This is a genomic window from Trueperella sp. LYQ143 (assembly GCF_046599595.1).
In the GTDB taxonomy this organism is placed as follows: domain Bacteria; phylum Actinomycetota; class Actinomycetes; order Actinomycetales; family Actinomycetaceae; genus Trueperella.
The window spans coordinates 1-21,693 of record NZ_JBKIWR010000001.1; the positions used below are offsets into that span (position 1 = coordinate 1).

Genomic DNA, 21,693 nt, shown 5'->3' on the forward strand with positions numbered 1-21,693 from the left:
CCGCACCCCGGGCACTTAACACTCGTCATTCATAACAGAGTGCCAAACCCCTAAAACACACCAACTACAACACCCAGTTTCCCCCGCAATAACGCCAAAAAATCCCGACAAAAGCAACACAATTTGTCCGACCAATTAGTTGACTACAACCAACTAAAACCCCCACTTTCGCGCATCAACACAACGAAAAACCCGAAAAATAGCAACACATTTTGTCCTATAACCCGAAAACCCTACCCGATCTGTAGACACTAGCCATCTCGCGGCAACTGATAATGAACGCGGTCAACGCTCAGAACGGGCTTGCCTCTGGAGACCACAGTGTTGCCCCACGTCTGAACGGCAACTTTGAAAGGTCGATAAGATCTGGGTTGACCAGCCACCCATTTCACAGCGATCTACGCACCCACAGCTTTATCAAGATGCGCAAAATAGGGCTAACAATTACAGCTATCCCTGCCCAGAGGCATTTATTGGTGACAACAGATAACTCAGCAGCACCGCGCACCGACGCTACAACGTATGCGCTTATCTGCACGCGCCGTACACAACACAGATCACCCCGGATAGGCCGGAGCAGTCACATTATCGGCAATCTTCGTCCACCCCGCCCCATCAAAGGAATACAGACGGTTATCCGAACTTTGCAACACAATAGAATCCGTACCGCGACCAGCCGTCAGTGCAACCACCTTTTCAATAGCTGACAACGAACTCGACGGCACACCAATACCCTCGATATACACCGCAAAATTCGACGTTGACGCCTGCCGACCTAAAACCGCCAATCGCGAATCGCTCACCCACGCAATATCAATCACATCAGAAAGCTGCGGAGCAAAACGAATCGGATCCCCTGCTTCTGTTGGCACACCAGCATTGCTGCGATTAACCGCCACCGCATTGACCGCAGCAACACTATCCTTCGCACTCACCACAACGAGACGGCTACCCTCACGTGACATCGCCAAAGAACGTATCGTCGCCCCCGCAAGCCACGGCACATTAATATCCACCCGCTCCAAAGTGGTGAGATTGACGGCAATCAGTTTCGCGGAATTCGCTTCAGCATTCCACACCCACCCGTCAGCATCGATTGACGGCGTCACCAGATTCTGACCATCCAGGAGCACTCGGGTATCCCCCGTCTCCATGTTTATGCGATAGATTCGCCTCCGATCCGTCGATACCGCAGCCGCGTACTGAGGATTTGTATAGCTCGTCGCGAGCGCGCCAATATCTTGCACCACCGAAGTGATTGCGTCTTGGGAGGTCTTTGTAATAGTGACGGGAACTCCTGCGCTTACCCCTGCCAACAGATAACTTGCGTATGGGTAGGACGGCAAATCAATCCGATTCGGAATATCTAATCCCACACCCTGCGAGGTCAACTGCACTTGTTGAATCCCCGATAAATTCGACAACGTTTTTGACACTTGCGCGTCAAGCAATACCAGATCAGTTGACGACAGCGACGCAACATGACTCGATAAATCAACCCGAGCAATACCATCAGAGATCGTCACGCCCGAATCACTCAAGGCGGTATCGGTAGGTACCGCCGAATAGACCGCCGCAGCCAGCCACGACGAAGGCCCTCGCAACAACGCCTGCACAGCTCGAGTAGCCAAACCATTAGAGGGGAACCAGCGCACGTCAGCCACCAAGGCTGCACGATCTGGCGTCACAAAATATAACGGCGTCTCATGATAGAGCGACTGGAAGATCGTGCTGGGAATAATAACCCCATCATCCAGTTGCGAAATCCGCCATTCACCCGCCGCATTGCGGATCAACGAAAACTCACTATTGACAATCGCATCAGCATTCGCAGTGGTGTAACGGCCGCTGTCGTCAATAGTGGCCTGCGCCGTAGCTGAAATACGAATCGCCCCACTGCGAGTTTGCGACATCGCCAGATTTTGCGAATCCTGATATACCCGCACTGAGCTCGTGGGATTCCACGACTCGGCAGCTTCCGGAGTAAGAAATTGCCGCGCCACAGAATAATCCGTTGATAACCCAGCACCGGCTGCCCGCAAAAAATCTGACACCACATTCTCCGGCGAAGATCCCGGCGTCGGACCTTTCGGGTCAAGCACCACCCCACCGACAACATCTTTTGGTCGATCAACTTCCTGCGGCGCGCCATCGGTGGGAATTGACGCACAGCCAGAAAAAATCAGTGCGCACAGCACAACGAGGATCCGAAAGCGGCTCATTCTTCCTCCTGTGGCGTTATCCGATTCTTTTCCGCTGGTTGCACAGCTACTACACCGTCATGCTGACCGACGAAATCATGCGAAGCAATACCCAAATCGTCCCGCGTACCCGCAACCGAATTCGATTCGACCTCAGCGGCTTCCTCCTGATATGCCATTTCAGCTTGCGGCGGTACGTCCATTTCGCCGACGGCGACCGCACCTGGGCTTTGCACCTCCTGACCCTCCTGATCGATAGCCACACTAACCGCACGTTCCTGCGCACTATCGTCAACTGTTAGCTGAGATTCCAGACCAACGTATGGGGTTTCCATCTGGGTAACTGGCTGCGCATCAACGATCAACTCCGTCGGCACTGCCAATGGTTGCGGGGCACGCAAGGTAATCGGCGCAAGATACGACTCATGCGGCACCTTGGGCAAGGTAAGCAAGAACGTAGAGCCCACACCGAGTTCTCCCGCAGCATCCAGCGAACCGCCATGAATCTGGGCATCTTCTCGAGCAATGGTCAAACCTAGACCCGTACCACCCGAAGTGCGCACCCGCGAGGCATCCGCCCGCCAAAAACGCTCGAATACGTGAGTAATTTGCTCGGCAGATAAACCTACACCATTATCTTGTACCTCAACCGCAACTGCGGTGTCATTGCCGACAACACGGATACGCACCGGATTGCGTTCGGCATGTTCCAGCGCATTGACCACAAGATTTCGGACCACCCGTTGGACCCTACGTGGCTCGATCTCTGCAACCGTATCTCCGTCAGTTGAAAACTCCATCCGCGTGTGGTTATTTTGCGCCAGGGGCTCACTCATATCAATAACTTCACGGACGATATCAGCCACATCAACGGTTTTCGTCGCTAGCGTCATCCCTCCGGCGTCATAGCGCGAAATCTCCAATAGATCCGCCAGCGTCGCGTCCAGATTTAACAGCTGGTTATACTGCAATTCCGCCGAACGGCGCAATGCCGGAGGCAGTTCCTCGCGCTTGTCATAGATGAGCTGCCCTGCCATTCGCACCGTCGTCACCGGCGAACGCAATTCATGAGAAACCGCCGAAACGAACTCAGTTTGCACGCGAGACATACGCTCCATCTGAGTGAACTGCTTTTCGAGCGACTCCGCCATCTGATTAAAAGAGCGAGCAAGCTGTGCGATTTCATCCGTGCCGCGCACCGTCATGCGAGTATGGAATTCTCCGTCAGCTAATGCTTTCGCATTGCGCGATGCTTGACGGACGGGCGACAGCACCCACCGCATAACAGCCCACGTCATCAACCCCAAAATAAGCAGAAAGGCGACGACGGAGATCCACACTACTCGAGCCGTCGTATGAATCATTGAGTTCGGGCTTTGCATGGAATACGCCGTATATAACTCATAAACCCCCGATCCAGGGATCGTCAGAGTCGTGCCCACAATAATGCCGGGTACTGTTTCATCCTCAGTGGCAATTTGGACGGATTGCCAGCCAATTTTGCCCGCTTGAGTCACCGTCGCACGCAACTCAGCACTGACCAAAGAACGCACCTGCGTTGCCGAAGCGGTGGCTGGCTCATAGATCTGGGTGGGAACAGGATCCTGCCCAGCCGAACGGATCAACACTGCCCCTAGAGTGCCACGCGCTGGATCATACATTGAAGACACCAGCTCATTGGCAACTTCTTGGGTGCGGCCAACCGTCGGAGCGGAGGCAGCAAACCGGGATTCCGCCAACCGAACATCGTTGGCAAACAACTCAATACTTGAATCAACCGCGCGGTCAAAAACCGAATCGCGCATCTGCGCCGAGATCCCCGAGCCGATCAAGATAATACCGATTACACCTGCGCAAATAATCGACACCATCACTCGTAGCGATAGCGAAGAATCCCATCGTTGCCGGATACGCCCCAGACGACGAGCGACAAGCGCTACTCGCGCAGCGCCGGAGCGCTCACTCACCGTTTATACGCCCCGCACGATACCCTACGCCGCGAACCGTCAACACCACTTCCGGATTTTCCGGATCTCGCTCAATTTTAGAACGCAGACGCTGAATGTGGACGTTGACCAGCCGAGTATCAGACGAATGACGATACCCCCAGACCTGTTCTAACAACTCCTCGCGGCTAAAAACTTGGTGCGGTTTGCGGGCAAGGACGCTCAACAAATCAAACTCCAGGGGCGTCAAATGTAGTAATTCGTTATTCCGTCGGACCTCATGAGCGCGCAAATCCAACACAATATCGCCAATAGAGAGGGTTTCACTTTCTGGCTCTTGCCGACGCAAGCGCGCCTTCACTCGGGCAATTAACACCGAGTTCTCAAACGGCTTCGTCACATAATCATCGGCCCCAGCTTCCAAACCGGCAATCACATCAACCGAATCCGTCTTCGCACTCATCATAATGATGGGAACGTCAGATTCTTCTCGCAATTGGCGACATACCGAAACCCCATCAAGGCCAGGAAGCATAACATCAAGAAGGACCAGATCAGGCTGCTCGGCACGGAACAACGGCATGACCCGATCGCCATGCGCACACGTCATCGCCTCATATCCCTCTGTTTCCAAGATGATCGCCACCATCTCAGAGATACCTGGATCGTCGTCTACCACCAAAATGCGCGCTGCCATTGCACTCCGCTTCTCTACACCTGATTGGCTAGTTAGCACTGAGAACACTATATCAGGAGGTCCTACTTCCGACGGATGCGACCCGTTATTTCCTCCCAAGCAGATTAGATAAGCTGTGCTCAGCACTCAACAAAGGAAGCGATCATGTCAACGAGCCAATTCTTTCCTCCACCCAACGGTCACGCGAACACCTCCGGGATGAGCTATGGCCAATACGGGAGTGCCTCAGACAATATTGGCAAGCGCGCACCCGCATGGCGCACGGTTATCCCGATGCGCCCACTATCCGTCGGAGAAACCATTGACGCTGCCGTCCGGCTAATTCGCTTCAACCCCGTCGCTTTCATTGTTTTCCCTATCGTCGTACATCTCGTTGTATTGGCCGGCTACGTCGCTTGCCTGTTTGTGCTCAGATCCTTACCCATTCGCGATTCCTTTAATTCCACGTTCAATATGGTGACGATTCCTGTCGGTATTCTCTCCATCGGAAGCATGATTGCTGGAATGTTGACGTGGATTGCGGGGGCGCGCGTCACGCTTGCTTCTATGCGTGGAACGAAGATGCCTCTCAGCGCCACATTTCGCAGTGCTCGCAGCGGATTTTGGCGCTTTACCGGCCGTTTCATCGTGCTGACGCTTATCTCCTGCGTTGTGCTACTCGCCGCAATAATAGTGTGCTCCCTGCTATTTTTCGTCTTTTTCCTTGGCAGTGTTAGATCCCTAGCGGATCTTCATCCCGTAGCAATCATTATTTTCACCATCATTGCCACCCTCGCTTCACTTATTGGGAGTTTCCTCATTTTTGCTCGCTTCATCGCGGTGCTACCGACAATGGTTATTGAAGATATTGGCCCTATTGCAGCTATCCGCCGCTCGTGGAATCTCACTAAACATTCATTGGGCTATCTCATCGGGGTATTCATCGCCATCGTCATCCTCTCCTCTGTGCTGTCTACCGTCGCAACCGGCGTGCTAATGCTGATTGCTGGCTCCACCTCACTTTTTATGACGTCATTCGTAGGCGCATACAACCCTGATTCCAGCGTTCTCAACGCGCTGCTCACCGGCGTGACGATGCTGCTCTTCGCCGGTATCGTCTCACCGATCTACAACACCCTCATCAATATGGTGTATATCAATATGCGCATGCGTCGCGAGCAATTCCACCAACAGTTCCTCTACGAAGCGGGTCAACAGGCAGCACACGAAGCCGCCACTGCGCAAGCTTCTGCGTCCCCGGCAAACTGGGTATATCCCTCCTACCCGCACGGCGGTGCGCATGCGACGGCCAATCCCAACGCGGGCTTTTATCCGGCTCCGGCGACGCCCGCTACCGCGCCCTATCCACCGTCTCACACAGCGCCCGATTATGGCGCGCCTCCATCAGCAACGACGGGATACCCCACCGCCGCACCTGCCGAAGCCAGCTACGGATACGGGCAATATGATTCCCCTGCCAACGGCTCTTTTCCTGGAAATTCCTCCATGTATGCAGATCCGTCAGCTATGAACAATCCCTCGCCTTATCCCGCCACAGCTCCTTGGCCATATACGGCGCCCGACGCCTCCTGGTCTCATACTCCATACGCCACACCGCCAGCAAGCACGCCACATACTCCTGGCGTATTTTCGGTGCCAACATCCGGAAAGGGTAATTCACAGCAAAGCGATAATGAGCCGTGGTCCGGCGATCGCCCCCAATGGCTTCTAGCTACCCCCGATCCTGCTAATATCGCTACCGATTCACCCGAGGATAACCTCTAATGCTCGGCATGCCTTGGCTCTTCGATCCGCTTACCCCGAGTCCTGACGACGCTCAGCAATGGGCCGAACACGAACTCGCAAAAGCAAAGTACGACGACACTCAATCCATTTTGGCTATCATCGCCCGATGGATCGGGGAACGATTCACCTCGCTCTTACAGCGCCTATCGCCCTCGGAAAATGGTTACGGCAACCTCTTCATCTTGATCGTTGTGGGTATCGCCGCCATCGTTATCTTATATTTCATTGCCCGCAATGCCCGGAGTATGCGCAAGAGTGCCGACGCCCCCGCACATGTTGCCTTATTTGACGATATGCGCAATTCCCACACCCTGTTCCGTGCAGCCGATGCTGCCGAACAGAGCGGCGATCTGAATCTCGCCGTCATTGAACGGTATCGCGGCATTATTCGCCTGCTTGATGAACGCGGAATCGTGCGCCTTATCCCAGGGATGACGCCATTAGAAGCCGCCTCGGCTGGTGCTCAGGTGTTAGGGCACGGCGATTTGTTCAATAACAGCGCACTGTACTTTAACGATATTTACTACTGGAAAGGCGCTGCTACCCCAGCTATCGTCACCGCCCTACACCAGCTTCATACCATCGCTGCTCGGACGGAGGCTCGCCCATGAGTACCTCTTCCGGATTCGCTGTTGCGCGCACGCAATCCTCTCGAAAGACCATTTTCTTCTTCACATTTATCGTCCTCATAGCATTTATCTGTTTGCTTTTCTTCCGCGTCCCGCATGACGAGTCTGCATATTCCATTGATTCGTCTGGCCCGGACGGAACGATGGCTTTGGCAAGCATCCTGCGCGAGCATGGGGTTGAAGTAACCAGCGTCAGTGCCGAAGAAGCTCTCGCCAGCACCGGCGAGGATCACACCATCGTCTTAGTCGGCTACTTCCAAACGGCATACGTAGAACAGCTTAAAAAGTATCTACTTAATACCAATGCGCACGTCGTCCTTATCGATTCTGCGATCGCCTTTGATGATACGTCCTTTTCGGGACGCATCATCGGTTTGGATCCCACCAACCACGTCCCCGCACGCTGTGATAACTCAGACGCCCAGGCAGCGCAGTACGTATCCGGAATCGACGCAACATTTATCCCCGATGATCCCCAGGCCGTCTCAGGATGTTTCCCCATTGCCCAAGGGTTTGGTGCGATCACACCCCGCGATTACCCCCATATAACACTCCTGCCCTCCGGCACGTTTTTAACGAACTCACTGCTAAACCGCGATGGCAACGCCGCCTTCGCATTACGACTACTCGGTAAGCATCCGTCGCTCCTGTGGGTCGATCAACCCGATAAGACCCCCAGCGAGGACCACTCGCAAACCCTCGCCTTGCCAGACTGGGCAGTGCCAGCGTTCTGTGGAGCATTGCTGACATTCCTGTGGTTAGCATTATGGCGAGGACGGCGCTTCGGGCCGCTCGTTGCCGAACCTATTCCCGTCATCGTGCCCGCCCGCGAAACCGACCACGGGCGAGCGCGCCTCTACGCTCGCGGGCACAATCGCCAACATGCTGCTCAATCCCTCCGAATCGGCACTCTCAACAGAATCGCTCAACGCTGCGGCTTCACCCCAACCAGTGATCCTCAAACGATTGTCAACGCAGTTGTTGCTGCTAGCGGGTATGCTCCCGAGCATGTTTCACGTATCTTGTTCACCGATCCGATCAGCACTGATCGCGACCTCATTATCCTGACCGCCCGACTCGAACAACTCGAAAGGGATATTCATGTCTACTGATTTTCCTCCCCAAAACGCAGTATTTCGCCCGACGGCAGATCAGCCTGCCGCACCCCCAGCTCCGCTATCCGATGCCGGCGCTGCTTTTCGGCACATTCGTGACGAAATCAGCAAGGCAATCGTCGGGCAGGATCACGCCGTCAGCGCCCTCCTCGTCGGGCTACTGTGTGATGGGCATATTCTGCTCGAAGGCGTACCTGGAACCGCAAAAACCTTACTTGTACGGGCTTTGGCAGCTTGTGTGCAGTTAGAGGCTAAGCGCGTGCAATTCACCCCAGATCTTATGCCTGGCGATCTGACGGGCTCTTTGATCTATCATTCTTCCGAAGCAAAATTCTCTTTCCGCCCAGGGCCAGTCTTTACCAACCTGTTGATCGCCGATGAAATCAACCGCACCCCGCCAAAAACTCAAGCAGCATTACTTGAAGCAATGGCAGAACGCCATGTGACGGTGGACGGCAATCCGCAAGAATTACCCTCACCGTTCATGGTGGTCGCCACCCAAAATCCGGTGGAATACGAGGGCACATATCCGCTACCGGAAGCCCAACTCGATCGTTTCCTTCTCAAAGTTGAGCTTCCTCTGCCCCCGCGCGAGGTAGAAGTTGAGATCCTGCGTCGGCATGCCGCGCATTTTGATCCCAATGATCTATCAACCGCGCACATCACCCCAGTAGCTGACGCATCCCTCATCATTCAGGCCCAACAAGAAGTGGCAGACATTGATGTTAATATTCGCGTCCTGGATTATATCGTTGATATTGTGCGGGCAACTCGGCAGACGCCAGCGGTAGCGCTGGGAGTATCGCCGCGTGGTGCTACTGCCCTACTTCATGCCGCACGCGCCTGGGCATGGCTTTCTGGGCGTTCATACGTAACCCCTGATGACGTCAAAGCCTTAGCAAGCTCCGCTTTGGCACATCGAATTCAGCTCCATGCCGAGGCTGAACTTGATGGTATTACGCCGCGGGGCGTGCTCGAATCCGTGCTCAACACTGTGCCGGTGCCACGCTGATGTTTATTCGCCCTCTCGCTGTTGCCCTCTCGGGTTGCGGTATCGTGCTAGCGGGAATCGTGCGGGATGCCGGCTGGGCGCTGCTTCTAACCGTCATACTCGCTGTTGCCGTATGTCTTGATGTGCTCTGCGCTCCGTCTCCCTCGCATGTGTATATTGACGACGAAATGCCGGCTTCTACCCGAGTAGGTCAGAGCACCCCTCGCACCCTAATACTTTCGCATACGGGGCGTTCAACTATTCGTGGCATGATTCGTGACGCATGGCCGCCTTCAGGCATGCTCTCGCCCTCACGCCATTCCTTTGTGTTGAGCCCTGGCCAACGCAGCATATTGCACAGCACGTTGAGGCCACAACGGCGTGGAACACTACATTCTTCCGCAATAACAATCCGCACGTATGGTCCGTTACACCTAGCTGGGCGGCAACAAACCGTCTCAACCTCCTGGCAGTTACGGATACTGCCGGAATTTATTTCTCGGAAGAACCTCCCCTCTCGCCTGCAACAGCTCCGAGAGCTTGGCGGGCGTTCCTTGCTCTTGGTACGCGGGGAGGGCACAGAATTCGATTCGCTGCGTGAATATGTTGCCGGTGACGATGTGCGAGCAATCGACTGGCGTTCAACGGCTCGACGCGGGCAAACACTCGTGCGAACCTGGCGGCCTGAACGCGATCGACACGTCATTATCGTCCTGGATTGTGGTCGCGGTGGAGCGATCCGCATTAATGACCACCCCGCTTTCGATGCCTTTATCGAGACGTCTTTACTTGAGGGGGCATTAGCGCAAAAGGCCGGTGATCGCGTCAGTATTCTGGCTATTGACGATCAGGTCAGAGCGCGGCTCACCGGCGAGAACTCATCTCGACTGATTCATCGCATGGGTGAGGTTATCGCAGATGTGGAACCTTCACTGCGCGCTACGGATTGGAGCTTGCTGCCAACGTACATTCGAGAATTAGGAACGCAGCCAGCTTTCATCATTATCACCACTACACTCAATGGTGGAACGGTATCTTCTGGGTTACTTGATGTGCTGCCGATATTGCGCCAACGGCACAGTGTAATGATCGCTGCGGCAACAGATTCCTCATCGGCTGCCACCTCATCGGAGCAGCAATCACATAATGCAAACCTGACAGTTGATGACGCCTACGAACGTGCCGCATACGAACGCTCCCGAGTAGAAAACGCCAACCTCACGCGCATACTAGAAAACTCCGGTGCGCATGTGGTTCGAGCAGATGCGGATTGCCTGCCAACCGCCGTCGTTGATCGCTACATTGCATTAAAAGCCCACGGCAAGCTCTAAAACGTGGAGCGGTTCGTATATTAAAATGCTGACGCAAACACCGAGCCGCTACCGAGCCATTACGAGCTGCTCATCACTAAGGTCTGCGATTCCGCTAGGGCTACCCATTTTCCCTCGCATTTCCTAGTCTTTTTGAGGGAAGGGCACACGTACCTTGCCGTATCAAAGAGTAAAACAGAATACCCCTGCTTAGTAGCGATATTGCATAGAGGGAAAGGCTGACGGGCAAGGCGATTTCAGTGAAAGCCCTAGCGGATTTCGCCTGCACATATGTGGTTATTTTCCGACGTGTATGCCAGGCTATGCCGACCGGCAACCATGCGCCCGCGCATTCCCAACAGATACACACACAAGCACCTGGAAATCTGGTTAGCTCAAGGCACGAAAAGCACTAGAGCTCTCTTTTTTTCCCCCACACACAAACAGGGCGCAATACGCCCAATGGGATTCATATAAGTTAAGAGAACAGCTAGGCGATCAACCCGATTACCACATAAAGCACGAGACGATCACGTACAGCAATCATTTTTCCTCATCCAGCGGGCAATCTCCACGCAAACTACCCCACGTAAGCAACAGGTTCTTCCACCACAACTGGCCGCCGCCCAAAGACGAAAACCCACACCCAGAACGTTATGCCTACCAACGCCCCAACCGCGATCTTGGCAGCCCACGGTGCCGTCAACGGCGTGATATAGGCTTCGATTACCGCCGAAATCGCTAATAACACAACCATTGCCACGACAAGGCGCAACAAATGCGGCCCCTCAGCCGCGAGCGCCCGAACCCGCGGTAAATGCCCCGGAGAGATCAGCTTCCAAAACAGCCGGAAACTTGCTGCTAACACCACGAAAAGCACGGATAGCTCCAGCCATCCGTGGACGGCAATATGGAAAATAAACACATCCGCCTGCCCGTAATACGCCATCACTGCTGCCGCATGAGCGATGTTGAGCGAGTTGATAAGGAACATCCACAGCGGGATTACTCCTGTCAGGCTACCGGCTAAAGCAACAGCGCATAACGCAGCATTATTCGTCCATACCTGTAATCCAAAATCTTGACTGGCGTAGTGCGAATAATATTCTTCAAAGTCGTTGTAGGCGTACTGCCGTAAATTTCCTGATTCATTTAGCTCGGCAATAGCTGCTGGATTTACCCGCATATTAATGAGCACCACGGCCACAACCGTTAGCGTGGCCAACACTAAAGCGAGAATCCACCAGCGCAGCCGATAGATGGCATACGGATATGTTCTCGTTAGTGCATACCGGAATGTATTGCTGCGATTGCGCGAATGGTCTGTGAGTTTAGCGCGCGCTGCCGCAGTAATCGCTGATAACGTCAGGATCATATCCGCATCGGGAGCAGATGTCCGGATCTTCGCTAAATGAGTGGCACAGGCTTGATATAAGCTCACAAACTCGTCGCTTTCTAAGCCGTTTAACCGACGTTTGCGAGTAAGTTGTTGCAACCGAAGCCACTGACCTTCATGCGCTTTGGCATACGCTAAACTCTCCATCCTCCTAGAGTGCCATAAAGATTTCGGGCATGACGGGTAGCCTAGTAGGGTGAGAGTCGGATATTACGAAGATACGTCATTGAGTGATACCAGTATTATCACTGGCGAGGGCGTTGCTCTTGAGCTGCCGGCCGCCACTGGCTATTCCCGAATTGTCTCGGGTTTTATCGATTACAGCGTGTATTGCCTATTATTCGTGCTTCTATCCTGGTATGTTCTCAACCCGCTTTCGGTCTCTATGTCCATAGCGTTAAATACTGCGATAGGTATTTTTTCCATTGCCGTTGTCTTTGTAATTTTGCCTGCTCTCGTCACATTCTGGGGCAAGGGGTGGACGCTTGGAAAGCTCCTGACTCGCACTCGGGTAGTGCGTTCCGATGGCGGGACGATCACCGCTTCCCAATGTTTTATTCGTTCCATTGTCGGGATCGTTGAGGTGTTATTAACTTTGGGGGTCGCCGCCTCCTGCGTCTGTTTATTTTCCCGTCGTGGCGCACGCTGGGGCGATATGTTGGCAGATGCCTACGTTGTACGCTGGCCCAAAATGTCCTCCTGGATGCCGCCAGCGCGAATGCCGGATTCCCTAATCATGTGGGCAAATAATGCGCAAACCCGCCCACTGCCTACCGGCTTATCGCTCAATATCGCCGATTATCTGAAGAACCGCGATAGGCTCACTGCGCAGGCTCGGATCTCTCAAGGGCGGGCCTTAGCCGCAGCCTGTGAACGCTATGTTTCCCCTCCTCCGCCTTGGGGGACTCCGCCCGAGCTGTTCCTTGAGGCGATGACGGTAATCCGTTATAACGTCGAATTTCAGCGTTATCAACTCTCCAGAGACCGCCAGATTCGCGCTCAACAGCGCATATCCGCAGTCGGCTATTACTGAATCAATACGCGCCAGGTCAATGGGATAGCCGTGGCGGGATCACCTGTGTGCAATTACGTTATTTTTCGTTCACTGCGCAGATGCGACGGGAAGCCTCAACATATTCAACATATTTTCGCTTTCACTGGCAGTTGCATTTCCTATGCCGTTATTGGCGCTACCAGCTCTTAGCTATGCGCGGTACCCTTACCTCTCGCGCGGTATTAGAGAAAAATATCCACCATTACAGATAGTCGATCTCATCTGGATCGACGTTCAGCGCTGAGGCCAGTTGGCTCACAACAATCGAATGGATAAATAAGCGCGGATCATCCTCATCTCGCATGGCATGCAGAATTGGCATTCGGTAGAAGATGATCCGACCATGAATACGCGCTGGACGTTCAAATGGCAGATAACGAGCCAAGGGCACGCTTTCCTCCCACGGTGCCGGATCATTTTGCGGGGCATCCATCACCGCAAAATCAATATGGTCCATCCGTTCGCCCAAATGCCGCCGAAACGTGCCCAAATCCCAGGCAATTAAATCATCAAAACAGTCTGCACGAGTCCGCCATGCAGGAACTGACATCGGCAAAATAGGACCAGGAATACCACGCCCGTGTCGGTCGCGTCGCCGTGCATGAGCGCGTCGAGGGATAATCTGCATAGACCTACCCTAACGCTTCACGCATTCTGCATGGGAAATGACTAAGGTTATGTGCGTGAGTCCTATCCGAACCTGTTGCCGAGATCGCTGCCAGGAGCCTGCCGTCGCTACTATGACGTACGGTTATCGGGAAGCCACTGGCGTTCTTGGCCCGCTCTCTCCGGTTCTGCAACCTGGCGCGCTTGATCTGTGCAAACATCACGCTGAGACAGTGACCGTCCCCGTCGGGTGGAATATGATTCGGCTGGTAACAGAATTTGATGACGCCCCGCCATCCCCTGATGATTTACTCGCTTTGGCAGACGCGATCCGAGAAACCTCAAAACGCGATGTTCCCCCTCCACAGCCTGCCCAACGAGAAATTCGCCGCCCACGCACGGATGTTTCCCCTGGGCCGCGTACTCGCCCGCGTTTTGCCGTTATTGACGGTGGGCATAGCGAAGATGAGACGGCAACGGAGTAGTCGCTATTTTCTTCCGTCTTGGCTGACGCTCAGATCTTCATTTTGCGGCACGTTATCGCTAGCCCGCCCATGATCTAGGAAACAGGGAAAGGGCAGTTAGCCAGCAGGAAATGATTACGGAGCAACAGTCAGCCGTACCGAACGACTCTGGGCCGCATCCTGATTCACGGGCACCCAGGAGATCCCCGAGGGGCCAGACAGCATAGCCGCCCCATACACCGGCGAGTTCGCTGTCACACGCACATATTTCGTTTCCTGTGGAAGTTTTACCTCTTCCACATGTGCTAACTCGATAGCCTCTTTACCGATTTGCGTTCCTGCCTCATCGAAGGCCTGCCAGGTAACTGAACCCATGCCAGCTAGCACCAACACAGCCTGGGTTGGACCAACCGTTGCCATACCATCGCTAACTGGCGTAACAGCATGCAAATATGCCACGTCAACACCGCCATCACCGGCCTGCGAGGCAGTAACTCCCGCACTAATATCCGAATCGGAGGTGATCTTCAGGGCATAATCCCCTGGCGATATTCCAGCCAATGACAACTTCAGCACACTATTTGGGCTAACCGATATTCCCTCCGCACCAGGCAGCGGGTGTTCGCCCGTCGTGTCGATGACAATGACAGAGATTTGTGCTGGGGTGGCATTCGGATTAACCACCCGCACGTATGCCGAAAAGTTTGGATCAGCCAGGTAACTACGATTCGTCGCTGACTGCTCCACGCCAGGAACGACCAATCCCGGAATAACGAGATCGCGCCCGAAAGTTCCTGCTGTGACGACATCAATTCCGGCAGGCTGTGCTCCGACAAGCTGCATCGTCTGAACCGACGCAGCGAATCGACCACTATTAGACGTCAAATGCAGCGCAATATCATCTGCTGGAGGTAATACTCCGTCAAGGAGGAGCGTCTGCGTCGTTTTCGGAGCCAGGGTTATATGCGAGTGCCCTCCTAGATCTAAGAGGCCAGTATTCGCATAGGCCGTCATCTCGATATTGATCGCAGTAGCCATCGGATTAGAGATGCTGAGCTGCATTGACGATCCGACCTTCGTGGAGCCACCAACTAACCAGACAGAGTTGCTTGGCCACTGGCACGGGCGCACAGCCACTCCGCGCATATCTCCGGCTACCGCACTGTGGATTGAGGCGCCGGCCGCCACCCCAGAATCATTAACCACAATATCGCCAGTTAGCTGCGTCATTCCGGCATCATTCTTCGTCAATGCTGCCGCGCTGAGCACAGTATTGGCAGCGATCGGTGTGGCATCTAGCTGGGCAGGTGTTGTTGAATATGCCCCTGCCCAACCGCCAAGTTTCTCTGCGATCTGTGTTGCGGTTACGCCGGTGTCAATAGTGCGCGAAATACCGCCTTGGCATACCAGTACGGCCTCCGTGTGTGGCAGCGGGAGAGCGTGCGGGAGGCGATCAATCGTGGTCGGCGGCGCGCTGGCGTGCGTCACCACAACCACTGCCCCGACTAACGCAACTGTGGCAGCTCCCGTCGCCATTGCCCATAGACGTTTGCCTGCGCGTCGGGCAAGATCTACACGATTCATTCAATCCCTCCCCGACGACGGCGTATCGGCATGGCAATAATGAGATTAATAGCAGCACACAGCGCAATTGCACCGACGAGGAGGCGTTGCTGCCAATTGACGTACACAATATCGAGCGTGCCCGAGATACCAGGTGGAATAATCCATTCTTGTGCCCATGCTGCCGAACGCGGCTCAAGGGATTGCCCATCTATATATGCCTGCCAATGGCTATCTGCCCGTTGGGCAAGACGGATTGTGCGCTCACCCGCGGCGGCTTTAATCGGTGAAACGCTACTGGCATCATAGGAACGCCCAGTCATTGCAACCGGCTGCTCCCCGATACGCACCAGTGCGCTAGGTGCGCTCACCCGCCAAAACGTTCCAGCAACACCATCTGAGATGAATTCCAGACCCGACACGGCGTGCAGGGTCGATACCAGATCGGCCCGTAGCTGGGCTGAGCTTTGCGCAGAAGCGGGCGGGACGAGAACCATCGCGATAGCGTGATCTGCCAATTTTTCGCTAGCATCCGCGGAACCGGCGAGCATGGCCAAGATTGCATCCTGTAGATCGCGCTGCGCGCTGTCATCCCCACTCTGCCCAAAATGGTCTGAGGTAGATTGTGAGGATACGTGTGCGGAAGCGGGATTATCCACGTCGGTGTTTGGCGTAGGTGCCGGATCTGTTTTCCCGCTATTAGCCTTGCCAGCGGTTTCTCCGGATGGTGGCACTGGCAGGGAAGATGAGGAATTGTGCGCAGCTTTCGCCGCGTCGTAGCGGTCTAGCGCGTCAACCATTGAATACTCGTGCAGTTCTTTACCGTTTCCTGACCATTCCTGGGCATAGATTCCGGCAGAGGTATTTTCAACAACCAGGATTCGCTGATGTTGCGCATATATTTCTCGGCTCAATGCTGGTACTTGAGGCGCTTGACGTCCGAGCGAGGAATGATCCACATGCCAGGTTGTCGTCGCTACCGCAGTGGTAATAATTGCAATCGGAATTGCCATCATCGCCACCCCGCTTATGATGTGGGCAAGCCCAAAGCTACGATTGCGCAAGGTCGTTAGCAGACTGTGCGAACCAGCGCCAAGGGCAATGACCATCCCCCACCAGGCGAGGGTGTAGCCGATATGGGCATCCCCATTGACGTTGTGTTGGCTCACGCCCTCACTCATTGCAACTGTTGTCCGGGCTGCAAGCGATCCTAGCGCCATTCCGGCGGCGATGATAAGCCAGCCGATCCGGATGAGCCACATGCGGTGGAGGCGCAACAGGGCCAAAATACTGACCACCGCAAAAATCGTTAAACCAGCGAGTAATAGTGGCGAGGTATGCGCTGCCCGAGCCAGATTTTGTAGGCTGTCCGAACCGAAAGCGCGACCTGGTTGGGAGAAGAAGAACGCTACAGGGTTGCGTACCTGGAGTAACTGCGGAAGAAGTACCAGCACTCCCAGCAGCACAGACCACGGCCAATAGCTCTTATGCCGTGGTTTGCACGCTAGGGCGCACACTACGACGAGGATACCTAGTGGGAGGAAGATTGGCGCACTGGCCGTCAGTACCGCAAAACTGAGGGCTGCCACTGCAGTAAAAACAATCGAGCCATCCCACATACGGCATAGCGCATATCCCCATAATGGGACGAGAACATGAACGAGGACCGCTCCTATGATCCCGTTACTCAATGCGTCAGTAAATGCCGGAGATACCACCCAGATTAGCGATAGCGCAGTGCGCGCAACCCAGGATTTTGTTAACCGTCCGGCAAAGATATAGGCATTCGCTCCGGCGCAGATCGGCGCGATATATACGAGTGCCGTGATGAGGGATCCCAGCGTCACTGACCACGGGGAGGTTATGAGAAGGAATGGCGATAAGAGCAGCCACAGGGCGTCTAGAGGCCGGCTATACCCATCGCCACTGGGCATCCAGCCATGCCAGGCAATGCTTATGAGATCAGTGCCCGTCGCGGTGTCAGCAGTCAGTGCCCCGCCGATAAGCACACCGGAGGAGAAAAATCGGAGGAAAAAGACGAGGGAAAAGAGAGTCGTCACCACCAAGACGAGGGCGAAACCGTGACGAGTGTGCCGCGCCAGATCTGCCGCAAGTTTTCGCGTTAGAGGATCCGGTGCTTGCGCCAGCCAGCGGGCTTCTTTCCTGGAACGCCGCAATTCGCGCCGTGCTGCTCGAATATCACTGGCGCGGGCTTCTAATGGGCGCACAACATCTGTCCCGTGCATTGCCGTGCGAGCAATCTGGCGACGGGAGCGCAGGATTGCGCCCAGGCGCGCGGGGACGGAGAATCCGGCGCGCAGCTCCCCGAAAGCCAGCACAGGCTCTTTGCAGATGAGCCTCACTAGCGCGCGGGCAATGCCGACGAGGGGATAACCGATGACGAGAAGCGGTAACAGAATAGCTCGCACGGAAAGCATGGCCGTGAAAAGCTGTGCAGCACGGCGGCGACCAAAGGAGTGTTCCGGATTCGTTCCCAGGCTCACCCGGGCGTGGCGCAGTACAGCTTGTGGTTCTACCACAACTCGATACCCACTGCGGCGAGCACGTCGGGAAAACTCCAGACCTTCACCAAAGGGACCGAGATACTCGTTAAAACCGCCAAGCTCATCCCAAGCACTCCGGCGTACCAGCATGCCGGCACTGCCAACGGCGAGCACGTCAGTGCGCGAATCGTGTTGCCCTTGGTCGCGTTCATCTGGTTCAACTTCCGGCACACGCCGAGCACTGCGCGTGGCCCGAATACCGACTTCATATAAGACGGGTGCGCCATCGCGGTCTTCCCAACTGATTTGCTTTGGGCCGACGATACCGATGCGGTTAGAACTTTCTCCTGCACGCAGGAGGGCGTCCAGAGCCGATGGTTCAGGCGCAGAATCCGCATGCAGGATCCAGATCCATTGGCTTTCTGGGATTTCCAGATCATGTAGCGCAGCGCCGAGCGTCTCTGCTGGTTGCGCAACGATGCTGACATTCGGGGCCGCTACCGGCAACTGGGAGTGAATGTGGGCGACAGCCGGAGAACTGTGGCTCGGAATATGAACGAGGATGTGGTCGGGCTGGTGAGTTTGCTGCGCTAATGCAGCCAGAGTTGTGCTCAGATATGAAACGTCACGGTCATGGCATATCACCACGGCCGTGACGGTTTCGCGAACAACGCTATCCATTATCGCCGAAAGCCACGTGCCGCCTTACGTTCGCGAGCCATTCGCTTGCGATCATTATCCGAGGTTCCGCCCCAGATTCCGTGGCGAATATCATTCGTGACGGCGTACTCAAGGCACTCGGCGCGCACCGAGCAGTTATTACAAATCGTTGTGGCCGGAACCGTCGATCCACCTTTTTCTGGATAGAAGATATCGGGATCCGTCTGCGCGCACAACGCAGATTCCATCCAGCTCAAATCAGCTTCCGGAGCGAACCCGTATCCGAGATCGAAGATGCCTTCCATCAAACTCTGCGCAATGCGAGGATCGAGCGAACGATCAGCCGTTCGCAACGGGGTAGTCACCGTGGACTGCCGCATAATCATCCTCCAATTCAAAGTTGCCTAGCATAAATTACACGCGTGTAATCAGATAAAGTCAAGGCGAGTTATCGAACTTCTCGATCTATTCGGCGTGTCATCGCCCACGTTCACCGACGATATAATATCGCCACCACTGTTGAGCAATACGACTACCGTATGAGTTCTGAGATGGGTTATTGCTAACTCACTAAAACACCGCGCGAGCGCTATGTTATTCTTGCCCTCTGTTCGCACCTAGCAGAGCTCCCGACTATCACTTCCCCCCCCTGGCGCATATTGACCACACACGTCGTTTTCAATCAAGTAAAACTGTGAGAAATTATCCGGCCTCTTCCCAACTGCAGCAGCCTCGCTCACCTCATGGCAGGATAGGCACATGATAGCTGCCTGCCAACTAGCCGATATTGCCGAGAAAGCCGCTCGCGGAGTGCGCGATATGCTACTCACCGCATTCGACAATCCTGGAAAGGTTGAATGGAAGCGCAACTTCCATGACCCAGTGACCGTCCACGATCGCCGCGCCGAGCACGCATTGCGCGCCTGCCTGTGGGAGCATGCTCCGGATTCACTTATCCTCGGCGAGGAAGAAGGCCAACTTATTGGGCGCGACGCCCGCCCTCGTAACCCCACTCCAGACGATATTATCTGGCTCCTTGACCCCATTGACGGTACCGCAAATTTTGCTTCTGGCCTGGATATATGGTGCGTCTCTATCGGTGCAATATGCGGCGATGAGGTTATTGCTGGCGTCATCTATCAGCCCACCTGCGATCGGCTATACCGAGCTGACGATTCCGGTGCGTACCGCAATGACGTCACTATTACCGCTTCTCAAGCCCCCATATCCGATATGCTCATCACCACGTCTTTCCCTTCTGAACGCCTTGAGGATCGGGTTGGCGCGGCGCGTGGATACGATCTTCTTCTCACTCACGCCAAATCTATGCGACGTATTGGCTCCACCGCATTGAGCCTTGCGTATGTTGCTGAGGGGGTGTGCGGCGGCACATTCGCAATGGGGACGCAGCCGTGGGATATTGGCGCCGGTATTGCCCTTATTCAGCGGGCCGGTGGCGTGTTCCGCAGCGTTGACGATGCCCGTCGTATCCACCATCGCCGCCCCTTTGCCTACGCCTCCTACCTCGCCGGTGGCACCCCGCAGGTCTGCGATCTCATGTTTGAGGCGATGTGTTGCGCTGCCGCCCAACCCCTCCAGACTCCGTATTTTGCACCGGAGGAGGACGCATGAGCTCCAACCCGTGTGAATCCGCTTCGGCAGAAACTACCGCGCTACCCGCAACGTCAAGTCCTGCTTCGATACCGGATTCAGTCACTATACCGGCGGCGTCATCAGCACAATCGCTGCCCGATACTTCCTGCCTCACAGTGACCCCAGCAGCCTGCTATCGCGGGGCACTTGCCCTGGGTAGTCGCCCGGCTTTCATCTGGTACAGCGAATATGAGCGCATCGAGTTATCTGGCAAAGTCGTAGCCAATCACCTGGCTAAGGTGATGAACTTCCTCAGTGACGAGTGCGAGATAGGCGGCGATAGTGCAGTCACTCTTGCAACTGTGCCGTACTGGCGATCCGTATTGTGGGCCATCGCCGCGTTGTCGTGTGGTTCTCCGTTGCGCATTGTTCCGCCAGTTACCAACGAGGTTTCCGGTCAGCTCCAAGAAGATTTCCCGTTATGCATATTTCCTGACGGCACTAGCCCGTCAGCACAGTTACCGTCATCGGTATATATTCTTTCTGATCTTGCCCGCGCGGATTTATATACTGACGCCCCTATCGTTGCACTTGACTCGCGTCATCCTTTTGCTTTGCAATGGCCTGATGAGTTACCACGTGGCATCTGGGATGGGATTGCCGATGTATATGGCTATGCTGACGTTCCCCTAATTGAGCCGAGCAGTGTGCCGCTATCGGTTACGGTCCCGCTCGCGTTGGCTCAATACGCTGAGCAGGTAGGCAGCGATGCTTCATCTTGGCGCCCTGAGCCACGGAGGTACGCCATGAGCACCGGGTGCCTTACCGCAAGTGTATGCCTCACCCTAGCTGGATTGGCTAGTGCCAGCACGATCATCATCCTTGACCCCTCGCGCAATATCACCGATATTTGCCATGCAGAACAGGCTATCGCGCTTAATTACCGGCCAGCATAGGGGTTTGTGCAGATTGGCTTTCGTCACTCTCAGATGGTTAGTTTTGTTTAGCTGTGCCGCCGAGTAGATGTATCTATCTAACGTAATCTCGCGGTGCGCGATCGCCATTTTTTGGTTTATGCCAGCACCGACGCGGGCGGCGACAAATCGTAGCTTTTACAATATGTAGACCACTACCGCGGGGTATGAGCACTGCCAGGGTTATTAATATAGGCAGAAGCTA

Annotated in this window: 17 protein-coding genes; 9 read left to right on the top strand and 8 right to left on the bottom strand. The window is 54.8% G+C overall.

What is annotated here, in order from left to right; genetic code table 11:
- Positions 1 to 557: 557 nt before the first annotated feature.
- Genes ACLHIL_RS00005 through mtrA form a run of 3 tightly spaced genes read right to left on the bottom strand, consistent with a single transcriptional unit; the run spans position 558 to position 4,844 of the window.
- Positions 558 to 2,222, bottom strand: a complete 1,665-nt coding sequence (locus tag ACLHIL_RS00005; RefSeq protein ID WP_411295807.1) for an LpqB family beta-propeller domain-containing protein — start codon at positions 2,220 to 2,222, stop codon at positions 558 to 560.
- Positions 2,219 to 4,168 carry an MtrAB system histidine kinase MtrB gene (gene mtrB, locus ACLHIL_RS00010; protein ID WP_411295808.1) on the bottom strand — a complete coding sequence of 650 codons (1,950 nt, stop codon included), beginning with the start codon at positions 4,166 to 4,168 and terminating at the stop codon, positions 2,219 to 2,221. Before mtrB ends, ACLHIL_RS00005 begins: the two co-directional genes overlap by 4 nt.
- Positions 4,161 to 4,844: an MtrAB system response regulator MtrA gene (mtrA, locus tag ACLHIL_RS00015; protein ID WP_411295809.1), complete on the bottom strand. Its 684-nt coding sequence runs from the start codon at positions 4,842 to 4,844 to the stop codon at positions 4,161 to 4,163. The genes mtrB and mtrA overlap by 8 nt, the downstream gene beginning before the upstream one ends.
- A gap of 144 nt (positions 4,845 to 4,988) precedes the next feature.
- Between mtrA and ACLHIL_RS00020 the strand changes: the two genes are divergently transcribed.
- From ACLHIL_RS00020 to ACLHIL_RS00040, 5 genes are read left to right on the top strand one after another with little or no spacing between them, the layout of a single operon-like run.
- Positions 4,989 to 6,608, top strand: a complete 1,620-nt coding sequence (locus ACLHIL_RS00020; RefSeq protein ID WP_411295810.1) for a glycerophosphoryl diester phosphodiesterase membrane domain-containing protein — start codon at positions 4,989 to 4,991, stop codon at positions 6,606 to 6,608.
- Between the two features lie 8 nt (positions 6,609 to 6,616).
- Positions 6,617 to 7,240 (top strand): hypothetical protein, encoded by a 624-nt coding sequence (locus ACLHIL_RS00025; protein ID WP_411295811.1) that lies wholly within the window; start codon positions 6,617 to 6,619, stop codon positions 7,238 to 7,240.
- Complete coding sequence (locus ACLHIL_RS00030) at positions 7,237 to 8,370, top strand: DUF4350 domain-containing protein (RefSeq protein WP_411295812.1); 1,134 nt, start codon at positions 7,237 to 7,239, stop codon at positions 8,368 to 8,370. Before ACLHIL_RS00025 ends, ACLHIL_RS00030 begins: the two co-directional genes overlap by 4 nt.
- Positions 8,360 to 9,385: an AAA family ATPase gene (locus tag ACLHIL_RS00035; RefSeq protein ID WP_411295813.1), complete on the top strand. Its 1,026-nt coding sequence runs from the start codon at positions 8,360 to 8,362 to the stop codon at positions 9,383 to 9,385. Before ACLHIL_RS00030 ends, ACLHIL_RS00035 begins: the two co-directional genes overlap by 11 nt.
- On the top strand, positions 9,385 to 10,695 hold the full coding sequence (locus ACLHIL_RS00040; protein ID WP_411295814.1) for a DUF58 domain-containing protein: 1,311 nt from the start codon (positions 9,385 to 9,387) through the stop codon (positions 10,693 to 10,695). The genes ACLHIL_RS00035 and ACLHIL_RS00040 overlap by 1 nt, the downstream gene beginning before the upstream one ends.
- A gap of 559 nt (positions 10,696 to 11,254) precedes the next feature.
- Here the strand turns inward: ACLHIL_RS00040 and ACLHIL_RS00045 are convergent.
- Positions 11,255 to 12,217, bottom strand: a complete 963-nt coding sequence (locus ACLHIL_RS00045; protein ID WP_411295815.1) for a stage II sporulation protein M — start codon at positions 12,215 to 12,217, stop codon at positions 11,255 to 11,257.
- Between the two features lie 49 nt (positions 12,218 to 12,266).
- Here ACLHIL_RS00045 and ACLHIL_RS00050 point away from each other — a divergent pair, with 49 nt between their 5' ends.
- Positions 12,267 to 13,103: an RDD family protein gene (locus ACLHIL_RS00050; RefSeq protein WP_411295816.1), complete on the top strand. Its 837-nt coding sequence runs from the start codon at positions 12,267 to 12,269 to the stop codon at positions 13,101 to 13,103.
- Positions 13,104 to 13,326: 223 nt separating this feature from the next.
- Here the strand turns inward: ACLHIL_RS00050 and ACLHIL_RS00055 are convergent, their stop codons facing one another.
- Complete coding sequence (locus ACLHIL_RS00055; RefSeq protein WP_411295817.1) at positions 13,327 to 13,752, bottom strand: metallopeptidase family protein; 426 nt, start codon at positions 13,750 to 13,752, stop codon at positions 13,327 to 13,329.
- A gap of 55 nt (positions 13,753 to 13,807) precedes the next feature.
- Here ACLHIL_RS00055 and ACLHIL_RS00060 point away from each other — a divergent pair, with 55 nt between their 5' ends.
- On the top strand, positions 13,808 to 14,215 hold the full coding sequence (locus tag ACLHIL_RS00060; RefSeq protein WP_411295818.1) for a DUF3499 domain-containing protein: 408 nt from the start codon (positions 13,808 to 13,810) through the stop codon (positions 14,213 to 14,215).
- 114 nt (positions 14,216 to 14,329) lie between these two features.
- Here ACLHIL_RS00060 and ACLHIL_RS00065 read toward each other — a convergent pair whose 3' ends face one another.
- Genes ACLHIL_RS00065 through ACLHIL_RS00075 form a run of 3 tightly spaced genes read right to left on the bottom strand, consistent with a single transcriptional unit; the run spans position 14,330 to position 19,226 of the window.
- Complete coding sequence (locus ACLHIL_RS00065) at positions 14,330 to 15,778, bottom strand: DUF5719 family protein (RefSeq protein ID WP_411295819.1); 1,449 nt, start codon at positions 15,776 to 15,778, stop codon at positions 14,330 to 14,332.
- Positions 15,775 to 18,942, bottom strand: coding sequence for a glycosyltransferase family 2 protein (locus ACLHIL_RS00070; RefSeq protein WP_411295820.1), 3,168 nt, complete (start codon positions 18,940 to 18,942; stop codon positions 15,775 to 15,777). Before ACLHIL_RS00070 ends, ACLHIL_RS00065 begins: the two co-directional genes overlap by 4 nt.
- Positions 18,942 to 19,226, bottom strand: coding sequence for a WhiB family transcriptional regulator (locus ACLHIL_RS00075; protein ID WP_411296000.1), 285 nt, complete (start codon positions 19,224 to 19,226; stop codon positions 18,942 to 18,944). Before ACLHIL_RS00075 ends, ACLHIL_RS00070 begins: the two co-directional genes overlap by 1 nt.
- 454 nt (positions 19,227 to 19,680) lie before the next feature.
- Between ACLHIL_RS00075 and ACLHIL_RS00080 the strand changes: the two genes are divergently transcribed.
- On the top strand, positions 19,681 to 20,553 hold the full coding sequence (locus ACLHIL_RS00080; RefSeq protein ID WP_411295821.1) for an inositol monophosphatase family protein: 873 nt from the start codon (positions 19,681 to 19,683) through the stop codon (positions 20,551 to 20,553).
- Positions 20,550 to 21,470: a TIGR03089 family protein gene (locus ACLHIL_RS00085; protein ID WP_411295822.1), complete on the top strand. Its 921-nt coding sequence runs from the start codon at positions 20,550 to 20,552 to the stop codon at positions 21,468 to 21,470. Before ACLHIL_RS00080 ends, ACLHIL_RS00085 begins: the two co-directional genes overlap by 4 nt.
- Positions 21,471 to 21,693 lie beyond the last annotated feature (223 nt).